Annotated in this window: 10 protein-coding genes; 6 read left to right on the forward strand and 4 right to left on the reverse strand. The window is 37.4% G+C overall.

Features of this window, described 5'->3' with window-relative positions; all coding sequences use genetic code 11:
• Window positions 1-560: 560 nt before the first annotated feature.
• The 3 genes from ACZ1GR_RS02710 to ACZ1GR_RS02720 all read left to right on the forward strand — a co-directional run bounded on the left by ACZ1GR_RS02710 (window position 561) and on the right by ACZ1GR_RS02720 (window position 6162).
• Window positions 561-2786: an NADP-dependent isocitrate dehydrogenase gene (locus ACZ1GR_RS02710; RefSeq protein ID WP_472610718.1), complete on the forward strand. Its 2226-nt coding sequence runs from the start codon at window positions 561-563 to the stop codon at window positions 2784-2786.
• A gap of 74 nt (window positions 2787-2860) precedes the next feature.
• Window positions 2861-5260 (forward strand): TonB-dependent receptor, encoded by a 2400-nt coding sequence (locus tag ACZ1GR_RS02715; protein ID WP_472610719.1) that lies wholly within the window; start codon window positions 2861-2863, stop codon window positions 5258-5260.
• Window positions 5261-5262: 2 nt separating this feature from the next.
• Window positions 5263-6162 (forward strand): DUF4249 family protein, encoded by a 900-nt coding sequence (locus ACZ1GR_RS02720; RefSeq protein ID WP_472610720.1) that lies wholly within the window; start codon window positions 5263-5265, stop codon window positions 6160-6162.
• On the opposite strand, the gene ACZ1GR_RS02725 is transcribed toward ACZ1GR_RS02720, so the two are convergent.
• Complete coding sequence (locus ACZ1GR_RS02725; RefSeq protein WP_472610721.1) at window positions 6163-7494, reverse strand: GntP family permease; 1332 nt, start codon at window positions 7492-7494, stop codon at window positions 6163-6165. It lies immediately after the preceding gene.
• 62 nt (window positions 7495-7556) lie between these two features.
• Here ACZ1GR_RS02725 and ACZ1GR_RS02730 point away from each other — a divergent pair, with 62 nt between their 5' ends.
• Window positions 7557-7784: a DUF6095 family protein gene (locus ACZ1GR_RS02730; RefSeq protein ID WP_472610722.1), complete on the forward strand. Its 228-nt coding sequence runs from the start codon at window positions 7557-7559 to the stop codon at window positions 7782-7784.
• On the opposite strand, the gene ACZ1GR_RS02735 is transcribed toward ACZ1GR_RS02730, so the two are convergent.
• Window positions 7781-8467, reverse strand: a complete 687-nt coding sequence (locus tag ACZ1GR_RS02735; protein WP_472610723.1) for a DUF4294 domain-containing protein — start codon at window positions 8465-8467, stop codon at window positions 7781-7783. The genes ACZ1GR_RS02730 and ACZ1GR_RS02735 overlap by 4 nt on opposite strands.
• A 102-nt stretch (window positions 8468-8569) precedes the next feature.
• Here ACZ1GR_RS02735 and ACZ1GR_RS02740 point away from each other — a divergent pair, with 102 nt between their 5' ends.
• Both ACZ1GR_RS02740 and ACZ1GR_RS02745 read left to right on the forward strand, forming a co-directional pair.
• Window positions 8570-9661 carry a M42 family metallopeptidase gene (locus ACZ1GR_RS02740; RefSeq protein ID WP_472610724.1) on the forward strand — a complete coding sequence of 364 codons (1092 nt, stop codon included), beginning with the start codon at window positions 8570-8572 and terminating at the stop codon, window positions 9659-9661.
• Between the two features lie 26 nt (window positions 9662-9687).
• A complete protein-coding gene (locus ACZ1GR_RS02745; RefSeq protein ID WP_472610725.1) occupies window positions 9688-10227 on the forward strand; it encodes an NUDIX hydrolase in 540 nt (179 codons plus the stop codon).
• Here ACZ1GR_RS02745 and hisS read toward each other — a convergent pair.
• The gene (gene hisS / locus ACZ1GR_RS02750; RefSeq protein WP_472610726.1) at window positions 10216-11598 is read right to left on the reverse strand and encodes a histidine--tRNA ligase; all 1383 of its coding nucleotides are present in this window, start codon (window positions 11596-11598) and stop codon (window positions 10216-10218) included. The two genes, ACZ1GR_RS02745 and hisS, sit on opposite strands and share 12 nt — an antisense overlap.
• A gap of 91 nt (window positions 11599-11689) precedes the next feature.
• On the reverse strand, window positions 11690-12985 hold the full coding sequence (locus ACZ1GR_RS02755; RefSeq protein WP_472610727.1) for a Kelch repeat-containing protein: 1296 nt from the start codon (window positions 12983-12985) through the stop codon (window positions 11690-11692).
• Between the last annotated feature and the right edge of the window lie 23 nt (window positions 12986-13008).

Below are 13008 nucleotides of genomic sequence, written 5' to 3' on the forward strand. Positions count from 1 at the left end.
TGAACAATTGTTAACAACCATAGTTCATAATATGTTGATTTTTAGTTGCTTATAATATACTACCATTTCAAAATAAACAGTACATTTATCTAAGAATTAAAAAAGATGGTAACAGATTTTTAGATTCTTTTTAAAGTTGACGTTCTTTAAAATATTGTTCGCTTAATTTAATTGGTAACACTACTAATCTTAAGATAAGCTTGTCGATAGACAGTGCTCAGGCAAAAGAAATCGACAAATATGGTTTTTGTGTGCTATTGGAAGAGCGATTTTCCTTTATGACAAAAATTAAAGAACAATAACCAGATACACTCTTGTGGTTTGATTGAAAAATTAAAAGCAAAGTTAATCTAAACGTTGAAACACTTGCCTAAATGTGGCCCAAGGCCGAAACTGCGATGGCAACATACGGTTTAAAGTTTATGAAGTGTTTGCAAAAAGCCATATCAAAGTATTCGTACGATGATATGGCTTTTATTGTTTTTGTACTCCATTCATATTCCCTTAGAATAACCTTAGCTAAAATCGTATATTTGCACCGCTAAAATTAATTCTAAGCAATGGCAAAAATACTTTATACCAAGACCGATGAGGCCCCATCATTGGCAACCCAATCTTTTCTACCTATAGTCAAAGCATTTACAAGCACCGCCAATATTTCAATTGAAACTAGAGATATTTCTCTTGCTGGCAGAATAATTGCTTCTTTTCCAGAGTTTTTGAAAGAAGAACAGAGAATTTCCAATGATTTAGAGGACTTAGGGGAAATTGCTAAAACTCCAGAGGCCAACATTATAAAGTTACCAAATATTAGTGCCTCTGTGCCTCAATTATCCGAAGCAATAGAAGAACTTCAAAAATTGGGCTATAACATTCCGAACTATCCGTCTTCACCTAAAACGGACGAAGAAAAAGAGATAAGACTTCGTTTTGATAAAATAAAAGGAAGCGCCGTAAACCCTGTATTACGAGAAGGTAATTCTGATAGGCGCGCACCAAAGGCGATAAAGAACTACGCCAAAAAGAACCCACATAAAATGGGGGTTTGGTCCAAAGATTCTAAAACCCATGTCGCTACAATGTCTTCTGGGGATTTTAGGTCTAATGAAAAATCCCTGACCGTAAATGAGGAAAAAGAAGTTGCTATTGTTCTAGAAAATAATAACGGAAATAAGACGACACTAAAGCCAAGTATCGAGCTCCAAAAAGGAGAAATCATTGACGCTACCGTTCTAAGTAAGAATGCCTTGAAAACATTCTTGAAAAACGAAGTGAAAGATGCCAAAGAAAATGATGTACTACTTTCTTTTCATCTGAAAGCGACCATGATGAAGGTTTCCGACCCGATTATTTTTGGGCATGCTTTAGAAACTTATTTTAGCGATGTCTTCGAAAAATATGCCGATACCTTTAAAAAACTAGGTGTTAATGCAAACAACGGACTTGAAAGTCTATTTGATAAGCTTGAAAGTTTACCCGCAACGGAAAAAACTGAAATTACTGAAGCAATAAAAGAGACCATTCACCATGGGCCAGATTTAGCAATGGTAAATTCCGATAAAGGAATTACAAATCTGCATGTACCAAGTGATATCATTATCGATGCTTCAATGCCGGCGATGATCCGTAATTCGGGGCAGATGTGGGATAAAAATGGCGCATCAAAAGATACTAAAGCTGTAATTCCTGATAGCAGCTACGCCGGCATCTACCAAGCTACTATTGACTTTTGCAAAGAACACGGTGCTTTTGACCCTACAACAATGGGTACCGTACCTAATGTTGGACTAATGGCCCAAAAAGCGGAAGAATATGGTTCACACGATAAAACTTTCGAAATAAAAGAAGCTGGAACCGTAGCGGTAATCGATACTAAAACTGGTGAGAAATTAATTGAACATAAGGCAGAAGAAGGTGATATCTGGAGAATGTGTCAAGTAAAGGATGCACCTATTCAAGATTGGGTAAAACTAGCCGTAACAAGAGCTAAGGCTTCAAAAACACCCGCTGTATTTTGGTTAGACGAAACAAGAGCTCATGACACAGAGTTAATAAAAAAAGTTAATGCTTATTTACCAAATCATGATACTTCTGGGCTTGAGTTGCATATTCTTTCTCCCACTGAGGCAACCTTATTTACTTTAAAAAGAATCAAAGAAGGAAAAGATACCATATCCGTATCTGGAAATGTACTGCGAGATTACCTAACCGATCTATTCCCTATTCTAGAGGTGGGTACTAGTGCCAAAATGCTTTCTATCGTGCCTTTAATGAACGGTGGCGGTCTGTTTGAAACTGGCGCCGGAGGTTCTGCACCAAAGCACGTTGAGCAATTTCTTGATGAAGGCCATCTTAGATGGGACTCATTGGGTGAGTTTTTAGCGCTTGGAGTTTCATTGGACCACTATGGTGAGAAAAACGACAATAAAAAAGCACAGGTTTTGGCAGAAGCTCTTGATGAAGCCACTGAAAAATTCTTGGATAATGATAAGTCACCTTCAAGAAAAGTTAATGAACTGGATACAAGGGGCAGTCATTTTTATCTCGCTATGTACTGGGCAGAGGCATTGGCAAATCAAACCAACGATCAAGATTTAAGGGGAAAGTTCTCTAAAATAGATACTATTTTTAAAGAAAAAGAGAGCGAGATTCTTAAAGAGTTAATTGATGCCCAAGGAAAACCCATTGACATTGGCGGTTATTATTTACCTAATGATGTAAAGGCTGCTAGTGCTATGAGGCCTAGCAGTAGCTTCAATGAAATTTTAAAAACAATTGCAGAATAGTTTTGTGATTTTTGGTTTGACATACAGTTTAAGACTGTATTTTATTCCTTATTTTTAAGGAAATCATCAATCAAATGCCAAAAATTCGCTCGGTACTGCTTTTAGTATCACTGCTATTTTCTCTTTTTTCCTTTTCACAACAACGTTTTACCATTAGTGGTACCATAACGGAAGCCTCAAGTAATGAAACTCTAATAGGGGTTACCGTTGCGATACCTGAACTTCGCACTGGCACAACCACCAATGAATATGGTTTTTACTCTATTTCCCTGCCACAGGGGGATTATAATGTAATGGTAAGCTATCTAGGATTTAAGGATATCTCTCAAAAGGTTAACCTTAACACGAATCAAAAAATCAATTTTAAACTAGAAGAAGAAGCCGAACAATTAGAGGAGGTAATTGTTTCAGAGGATGCCGAACGTTTAGATATTAGAAAGCCCCAAATGAGCGTAAATGCTTTAAAGGTGCAAACTATCAAAAAAATACCTGTGGTACTGGGTGAGGCCGATGTTATCAAATCACTGCTATTACTACCTGGAGTAACTAGCGCAGGAGAGGCTTCGTCTGGTTTTAATGTTCGTGGCGGAGCAGTAGATCAAAATCTGATTCTTTTAGATGAAGCCATTATTTTTAATTCATCACATTTATTTGGGTTCTTTTCTGTCTTTAATCCAGATGCGATCAAAGACATAAAACTGTTCAAAGGAGGCATACCATCGAGATATGGCGGTAGGGTTTCTTCTGTATTAGAAATTTTTCAGAGAGAGGGCAATAGTAAGGAAACCAAAGTAACCGGTGGTATTGGTGCCGTTGCTAGCAGACTGCTCATTGAGGGGCCAATCATTAAAGACCGAACCGCTTTCTTGGCAGGAGGAAGAGCTTCTTACGCACACTTGTTTCTTCCGCTATTCGATGTGAATAACAAGGCCTATTTTTATGATGTCAACACCAAAATCAGTCATAAGATAAATGACAGAAACAGCGTTTATCTATCCGGGTATTTCGGAAGAGATGTATTTAGTATTAACGACAGTTTCGTAAACGTATATGGTAACGCAGTAGGTAATTTTAGGTGGAATCATTTGTTTTCGGAAAAACTCTTTTCGAACTTATCATTAATCTATTCTGACTATTTCTATGGCTTGGAGTTGGATTTTGTTGGTTTCGAGTGGGATTCGGGAATCCGGAATTTTAATTTAAAGTATGATTTAAAACATTACATAAACGATAAGCTTCAAATCAATTACGGATTAAACAATATCTATTATGTTTTTAATCCAGGTAAAATCATACCCAACAGCCCAGAATCAGGTATTGTTGCTGACCAACTTACCAAAAAGTATGCTAACGAAGCGGCCGCATATGTTGATGTTGAGCAAAAAGTCTCCGATAACTTGAGTATTAATTATGGCTTACGTGTTAGTCATTTTAATAGGCTCGGGCAAGATGAGCTATTTGTCTATCAAAATAACCAACCCGTGCTCTTTGATCCCTTTCAATTGGTTTATAGAGAGGCCACTCCTATTGATACTATTACCCCTGGTAGAAGTACAAACCTGGCGACATTTACAAATTTAGAACCCAGAATATCGCTGGCCTATACTTTAAACGAGAAAAACTCAATAAAAGCCAGCTATACCAGACTTGCTCAATATTTACATCTATTGTCAAACACAAGCTCCCCTACTCCATTGGATGTTTGGGCCCCTAGCGGACCGTTTATTGAACCTCAGTTACTTGACCAATATGCGCTTGGTTACTTCAAGAATGTTAATAATGGCGAATATTCTCTTGAAGTAGAAGGTTTTTATAAGGATATAGACAACCGTATCGATTATATAGATGGTGCCGATTTAATTGCGAATGATGCTATTGAACAGGTTATCCTAAACGGTGAGGCAAGAGCATACGGACTGGAGTTTTTATTACGAAAAAACGAAGGTAGGTTTCAAGGCTGGTTGGCCTATACACTTTCAAAATCGGAACAGCGAACCCCTGGTCGCCCCGCGGTAGTCGATAATGGTAGGTCTAACCTAGAGTCGGGTATAAATTTTGGGGAATGGTACAACACCCCCTATGACAAAACACATGATATCGCTTTGTATGGTAATTTTGAATTGAATGAAAAATGGAGCTTTAATTCTAATTTTATCTTTCAAACAGGTCAGCCTACTAACTTTCCAGTAGGACAATTCGAGTTTGAAGGATTGGTAGTTCCGTTTTTTGGACTGCGCAATCAAACAAGGCTGCCTAACTATCATAGATTAGATATTGCCGCGACTTTAAGTCCTAAAAAGAACAAAAACCGCAGTTTTCAATCAGAATGGATATTTAGTGTTTATAACGTATACAATAGAATGAATGCAGCATCAATTAATTTTAGGCAAAATCAAGACACTGGTAGAAACGAGGCTATTAGAACTTCAATATTTGGTGTTGTTCCCTCAATCACTTATAATTTCAAATTCTAACCATGAAAAAGATATCATATTTATACTTGCTGGCTTTTTTTATTACTTCATGTGAGGATGTTGTAGATGTTGATTTGCCTCAAACCGAATCTAGATTGATTGTAAACGCCGTATTTAGGGTTGAAATAACCGAAGAATTTGTACCTGTTGAAGTACGCGTTTCCGAAACCTCAAGTTTTTTTGAACAGAACGAGCCTACCGAATTATCCAGTGCAATTATTTTTTATGGTATTCCTCTTGAAGATGACCCTAATCTTTTTGAAGAAGTCTTTAGTTCTTCATTGGCCGAATCACAACCGGGCAGTGGAATTTATATTCCTGATCCAACTTTTGACAGAGACCAACGTATTAGAACTACTTCTCTGGAACCAGGCATGGTTTTTCAATTAATTATGGAACATAATGGCAATAGATACTTTGCACGAACTACCTACACTCCTACAGTACCTATCGACAATTTGGTTCAAGGCAACGAAACCCTATTTGATGAAGATGATAAAGAAGTCTTGGTTACATTTACTGACACTCCGAATGAGGACAATTACTATATTTTTGATTTTGATTTTAATGAATTTCTAGCTTTAGATGATCAATTTATCGATGGCCAAGAATTTCAATTTTCATATTTCTACGACAAAAGCCTAGAACCTGGTGATGAGGTAGAAATTAGTATTCTGGGTGCAGACCAACAATTTTATAATTATATGGATTTGCTACTAGTACAGACCGAAAACACAGGGGGTGTATTCGAAACCCCAGCTGCAACTGTTAGAGGTAATGTTTTCGATATTACGGGTATAGACAACGATTCTATTTTTGACAATGTAGAAAGGCCTGAGAATTTTCCTTTGGGCTACTTCGCCGTCGTTCAAGAGTTTAAAGAATCGCTTGTTATAGAGTAATTACAAAAGTGCGTTTAGTAGTAAAACCACTACCAAGCCAGTTAATCCTTGAAATAAGGTTGCCATAGTATGCCCTTTTAATGCAGTTTTTACGTCCATATTTGAAAACTGCGAAACTACCCAAAAATAGCTGTCATTAATATGTGAAACGGTCATTGCACCGGCTCCAATGGCTAATACTACCAGAGCTTTGTTGGTGATATTGACTAATCCGAAAGTTTCTAAAAGTGGGGCAATTATTGCAGCCGTTGTTATTATAGCAACTGTTGATGACCCTTGAGCAGTTTTTAATAAAGCAGCTATTAGAAAACAAATCAATAAACCTCCATACCCTGATGTTGATTCTAAATTGATTAGTTCATTAACATCTATTGTTCTTAATATAGCTCCAAAAGCTCCACCAGCACCAGTTATTAAAATTATTAGTCCTGCTTGCTTTAGGGAACTTGTTATCCACTGATTCTTAATTTTTGAATCTATTGATTTTGCCAGAGGAAATGAAAGAAAAACACCTATTAACAACGCAACAATAGGATTTCCTAAAAAAGAAAATAGTTTAAAAAAAAATTCCTCCCCAAAAGGCTTTGTAGGATAGTCTCCAATAGATTTTAAAGCAATAAGAATTACAGGTATAATTATGGGTAAAAACGCCTGAAACGGAGAAACAACATACTTGGCTTCTTTCTCCTCTATCGGTTTTTCATCTTTTTTAGTGATTATTGCGCTTTCCTTTAAAGACTTCCCAATAAAAATTGCCCATAGATATCCTGCCAATGATACCGGAATTGCAACTACCAAACCCAATAAAAGTACAGTACCCAAATCCGCTTCCAATATAGCGGCAGCAGCCAATGGGCCAGGTGTTGGAGGCACAAAAACATGCGCCGCATACAAGCCTGTGGCCAAAGCAACTGCAAATACCAGAGCGGAAATGCCCGTCTTCTTACTTAACGCTTTATTCAAAGAAGAAAGAATGATAAAACCGGAATCACAGAAAACCGGAATAGAAATCATAAAACCTGCCAGATTGAGTGCTAACGGAGAACGTTTGAGCCCAATCCATTTTAAAACCGTATTTGCCAAGACTGTGGTACTCCCTGTTTTTTCTAAAAAAACACCAATTATAGTTCCGAAGGCAATTATAAGCCCGATACTGGATAGTGTTTTACCAAACCCTTCACTGATAATTTTCATTATAACGTCAGGAGATAGTCCTAACAGAAATCCTGAAAATATGGCAGCTATTGTAAGTGATAAAACTGGGTGCATTTTAAAGCGTACCGTAGCTACAACTATAAATACAATCACCAAAAGAAGTAGTGCTAGATCCATTAGAAAACAACAAATAAGTTCGTTTTTCTAAATATAAAGTATTCTAGCTAAATTTGAATTCTATGAAAACAGATAAAGAATTATTGGTTAAAGGAATCAAATCTTTTGCGTTAACCGCAGGAACAATGTTTTTGGCCCCGATAATTTTATATCAAGCCTTTAAGAATACCGATAAGCCCTTGTTTATTCCTGTACTCATAGTTGGTATTATTGTGGCAATTTTAGCTGTATACTTGGGTTTTCGGTCCGTAAACATTATTATGAATGCGGTCTTTGGCAAAAAAGACTAATCCTTGGTTTTGGGGGAGTCGTTTTTCCACTTATTGCTAAGCATAGCAAAATCATAATCAAGAACGGACTTTTGTCGCTCTAATTTATCGTAGGTAAAAGCACGCTGTAGAATATCCTCGATAAGGTAGTCTTCATGAACCTCTTCGGGTCTAAACTCTTCTTTTAAGCTTATCTTAAAGGCTTTTGCCGTTGTATTATACCAAAAAGCCCGCCATCCACTTCGTAGCTCTTTTACCAAATCAAATGCCGTAGAACCTGTTTGTCTGTGAATTAGTTTGACCAAAATTTGACCTTCGGTACGCGTCAATTTTTTGAGCTCGGCAGAAAACTCTCCTTCAATATACTTTTGTACCTTCTTGGTATATCGCTTTTGCTGACGCTTCTTTTTGATTTTTGTAAGGCTATCGTTCAATTCTACCAATCTTTCAGAAGCTAACTTCGCGTAGGGATACACTTTGATGGTTTTTCTTCTTAGAATGTAATATCTAAGTTTCTCTTTCTTATCGGCGAACTCAAGTTTACCAAAAATATAAACTTCATCTAAAGGAATTGAGCTCTGTAAAATAGAGTCTCCTTCAAATCGAATGTAATAGTCGGTAATAGTATCCTGCTCTTTTTCTTCTTGGGAAAAGCCCAAGAAAAAAGTAAAAAGCATTAGAAATGAAAATACATCTCGTACCATAATCATAGGTTTTCAAAAACCTTGTCAAAAGTAATAATAATGGCAATGTTATATTATTAAATAAAAGTGAATATTACTATGTTTGTAGCTCAAAACACACCTATGAGTTCAAAGAAAATTATCACTGATAAGTCTTTAAAATTTTTTGAAAAATACCTTAACAATGCGTCACCGACAGGATACGAGTGGGAAGGACAAAAAATTTGGATGGACTACCTAAAACCCTATGTTGATGAATTTATAACGGACACCTACGGTACTGCCGTAGCGGTAATAAATCCTGAAGCTAAATACAGGGTGGTTATCGAAGGTCACTCAGATGAGATTTCTTGGTATGTAAACTACATTTCTGACAATGGTCTTCTTTATGTGATTAGAAATGGTGGTAGTGACCACCAAATAGCCCCATCAAAATGGGTGAACATACATACTAAAAATGGTATTGTTAAAGGTGTTTTTGGTTGGCCAGCCATACATACCAGAAGAAATGGTAAAGAGGAGCCACCTAAACTAGACAATATCTGTATAGATATAGGGGCCAAAGACAAAGAAGAAGTAGAAAAGATGGGCGTTCATGTGGGTTGTGTCATCACCTATCCTGATGAATTTCACGTACTGAACAAAGACAAATTTGTCTGTAGGGCACTTGACAACCGTGCTGGTGGTTTTATGATTGCCGAAGTAGCGCGTTTACTGCATGAAAACAAGGTGAAATTACCTTATGGACTTTACATTACAAACTCCGTTCAAGAAGAAATAGGCTTACGTGGTGCAGAAATGATAACCCAGACCATAAAGCCAAACGTTGCCATCGTCACCGATGTTACCCATGATACGAGTACCCCAATGATTGATAAAAAAGTACAAGGAGACACTCAGATTGGCAAGGGGCCAGTAATTTCTTATGCCCCTGCCGTTCAACAAAAGTTAAGGGAACGTATATTAGAAACTGCTGAGGCCAAGAAAATACCGTTTCAACGCTCAGCATCTTCAAGGGCAACCGGAACAGATACTGACGCTTTTGCTTATAGTAACGGTGGAGTTGCCTCTGCACTAATCTCCTTACCACTTCGATATATGCACACAACAGTTGAAACAGTGCACAAAGAAGACGTAGAAAATGTTATCCGGCTGATTTATGAAACATTGTTGACTATAAAAGATGGGGAAACCTTTAGTTATTTTGAAGACTAAATGACTTCATCATTAAGGTATTTGTCATGGATGAATTGATCGATATACTTGATGAGAATGGAAATTCAACCGGAGAAACGGCACTAAAATCCAAGGCACATATAGAAGGTTTATTCCATCCAACCATTCATGTTTGGTTTTATACTATAGATGGAAAAATACTGCTGCAACAACGTGGAAAAAACAAAGAGACCTATCCTTTAAAATGGGATGTATCCGTTGCTGGTCATATTGCCGCTGGCGAAAGTCCAGAAATTGGGGCTTTTAGGGAAGTAGAAGAAGAAATAGGCATTCAGATTCAAACAGATAAGCTTGAAAAAATAGGCATTCGAAAAAAGGAAAAAAAACATGACAATGGCATTTGGGATAGAGAATTCACCCATATTTTTCTATACCTACTAGATGAGAACACTCAGCTCACTAAACAAGATTCAGAAGTCGAGGCTTTAAAATGGGTCTCTCTAAATGAATTTAAGTTTTTAGTAGAAAATGAAGACGGAGGCCTTATATCATCTGCAAAAGAAAGGTATTTCGAAATTATAAAAACTATTACCTCAAAGCTTTAAGCTATCGATTATTGCATCGAGAGCGTCTAAACTGTATGAGCTTTGCTCGCCTGTTTTCATATTTTTAACAATACACTTGCCAGTTTCTAACTCTTTTTGACCTATTAAAATGACAAAAGGAACATTGCGTTTATCGGCATATTTAAATTGCTTTTGAACTTTGGTATTTGACGGATATAAGTCAGCCTTCAACCCTTGTTCTCTTAATTGTCCGATTAACTTCAAGGCGGCTAGACTCTCTTTTTCTCCAAAATTTAAGCACAACACTTGTAAAGATTGGTTTATCTCCGCAGGAAATAAACCCAACTCTTCTAAGACGAGGTAAATTCTATCCAACCCAAAAGAAATACCTACGCCACTTACATCTTTTAAACCAAAAATACCCGTAAGATCATCATAACGACCACCACCACCAATGGAACCCATTTGAACGCCTTTTGGTGCTGAAACTTCAAAGATAGCTCCTGTATAATAGTTCAAACCTCTCGCTAAAGTTACGTCTAAAGCTAGATTTGCAGATTTTAGTCCTAATTCAGTAACCGTGTTAATAATCTCCCTTAATTCGTTAATTCCGGCTAGTCCAATCTCAGAATCTGTTAATAAAACTTCCAGTTGGTTTAATTGCTCAGCTGCATTACCTGACATTGAGAATAATGGGGCCGCTTTTTGTATAGCCAATTCAGAAATGCCCTTGCCCAGCATTTCTTCTTTTACTTTGGCTTCCCCAATTTTATCAAGTTTATCCAAAGCCACAGTGAAATCTACCAACAAATGTTGGGCTCCTATGACCTCAGCAATACCGGATAATATTTTACGATTATTAATTTTAATAATAGTGCCTTTTAGCCCTAAACTATTAAAAACAGCATCATACAGCTGAACTAGTTCTACCTCTTGCAATAGGGAGTTCGCACCAACAACATCGGCATCACACTGGTAAAACTCTCTAAAGCGTCCTTTTTGAGGGCGGTCTGCACGCCAAACTGGTTGTATTTGATATCGTTTAAAAGGAAAATCTATGTCGTTCTGGTGCATCACTACATAACGCGCAAAGGGCACTGTGAGATCGTAACGAAGTGCCTTTTCCGTAATTTTGGGGGCGATGGAAGTTGAGTTTTTAGAACTATAAGTGATATCGTCAACTTTAGAGATAAAGTCCCCAGAGTTAAGAATCTTAAAAATCAGTCTATCACCTTCATCACCATATTTTCCAAGCAAAGTATCCGAGTTTTCAAAACTTGGCGTTTCTATGGGTTGAAAACCAAAAAGTTCAAACTGGTTTTTTATAATGTCAAAAATATAATTCCTCTTTGCCAGTTCTTGTGGAGAAAAATCTCTTGTGCCTTTTGGGATGCTTGGTTTTTGTGCCATGTAACTAATCTATCCTGCAAATATAGGACTCCCCCCCTTGCCTACCAAAGCTTGAACTACTAGCGGTCAACTTAGTCTGTAAAAGGATAAATCATTTAATTAAAACCTCTGCAACCGTTTTATCTGAAAATAAAATTTTTGCGGTCGCTGGCTTTATTTTTTTACTCCCTAAATATAGAATGGGTATGTGCAAGGTTGTATAAGGTTTTATAAAGATAGGTCGGTCGCAATAATCATGTTCAGACCTAAAATCTGATGCCCCGATTCCAAAGAAATCGATTTTAACAATAAACTTGCCTACATTGCCCTTGTCAAGAGTTATGGGAATCTTTAGTTTAGTCCGCCCTTTTGCTCTAATCTTTTTTGGTGTTTTTGGTCTACTCGAAATTAGTGCTTTACCTTCAGGTTTTTTAGAACCTAGAGCTTCTAAATTGTGCTGCCTGCCTCCACCTAAATTGGTTGACCCTGATAGAACAAAAATACCGTCACCAGATACTATTGCCTGTGTTCCATGTCTTTTATGGTTTAAATCTGGCCAGCGCGACCACTCCTGAGATCTTGGATCATAGGCCTCGGTTATTTCTAGGGCATCAGTTCGTGTTATACCATAAACCTCTTGGTCTTTAACCTCTCCGCCGATAACCACCAAGTGACTTCTAAAGTTCACCGTGGGAGCTCCCGCCCTTGGGGTAGGAATATTTTGATTTGATGGTAAGGTTCTCCAAGTATTTCTTTCTAAATCATACACATCTACCTCAGCAATCGTTGGTATAAATGTACCTCCTTGCCCACCAGATAGCCTACCTCCTGCGGCGTATAAGTTATTTTCAATTACCACTCCGAAAAAGTGGTCTCTAGATCTTGGTGCATTTTCCAATATTTTCCATTCACCAGTTGCTGGATTATAACTATCCAACCAGGGTACAAAACCTCCATTATGGCCTTTCGTGTTTCCGGCCAAAACATAGAAATTATCTTTAAAAACTACCAGTCCTGCAGCGCCTCTTCTTCTTTCCCTTGGAATTTGAGGCCCTTTAGTCCATTTTAAGGTTGTAGGGTCAAAGGCCCATATATATTTTTCAGGTATTTCATTTGGGTAATCATTTGTATTAAAAGCTCCTATTACCCATATTAGTCCGCCATAAACAGTAGCTTGAAAATGATTGAAGCTTTTTGGGGCATTGTTTTCTAAAGCCGTCCATTCATTCGATTTGTAGTCATATACATCAATGGTTCTTGCATTTTCTCGCCCTCCCATGAGATAAAATTTATTTCCGGCTTGCACCAAAGAATTCTCATGCCGAGCTGTATATGCTTCGCTTTCATCCAGATTATGCCATGATAGGTTTAGAGAATCTTGAATCTGAAAATGGCTAAAACTAGCCAAAAGATTTTGAGTGCATATAAATG

This window comes from Croceitalea sp. W27, from assembly GCF_055693185.1.

What these genes read in the sequence shown, in the direction of transcription:
- ACZ1GR_RS02745 (WP_472610725.1), top strand. Translation starts at nt 9,688, where the DNA reads ATGGATGAATTGATCGATATACTTGATGAGAATGGAAATTCAACCGGA.
- ACZ1GR_RS02710 (WP_472610718.1), top strand. Translation starts at nt 561, where the DNA reads ATGGCAAAAATACTTTATACCAAGACCGATGAGGCCCCATCATTGGCA.
- ACZ1GR_RS02740 (WP_472610724.1), top strand. Translation starts at nt 8,570, where the DNA reads ATGAGTTCAAAGAAAATTATCACTGATAAGTCTTTAAAATTTTTTGAA.
- ACZ1GR_RS02720 (WP_472610720.1), top strand. Translation starts at nt 5,263, where the DNA reads ATGAAAAAGATATCATATTTATACTTGCTGGCTTTTTTTATTACTTCA.
- ACZ1GR_RS02715 (WP_472610719.1), top strand. Translation starts at nt 2,861, where the DNA reads ATGCCAAAAATTCGCTCGGTACTGCTTTTAGTATCACTGCTATTTTCT.
- ACZ1GR_RS02730 (WP_472610722.1), top strand. Translation starts at nt 7,557, where the DNA reads ATGAAAACAGATAAAGAATTATTGGTTAAAGGAATCAAATCTTTTGCG.
- ACZ1GR_RS02725 (WP_472610721.1), bottom strand. Translation starts at nt 7,494, where the DNA reads ATGGATCTAGCACTACTTCTTTTGGTGATTGTATTTATAGTTGTAGCT.
- hisS (WP_472610726.1), bottom strand. Translation starts at nt 11,598, where the DNA reads ATGGCACAAAAACCAAGCATCCCAAAAGGCACAAGAGATTTTTCTCCA.
- ACZ1GR_RS02735 (WP_472610723.1), bottom strand. Translation starts at nt 8,467, where the DNA reads ATGGTACGAGATGTATTTTCATTTCTAATGCTTTTTACTTTTTTCTTG.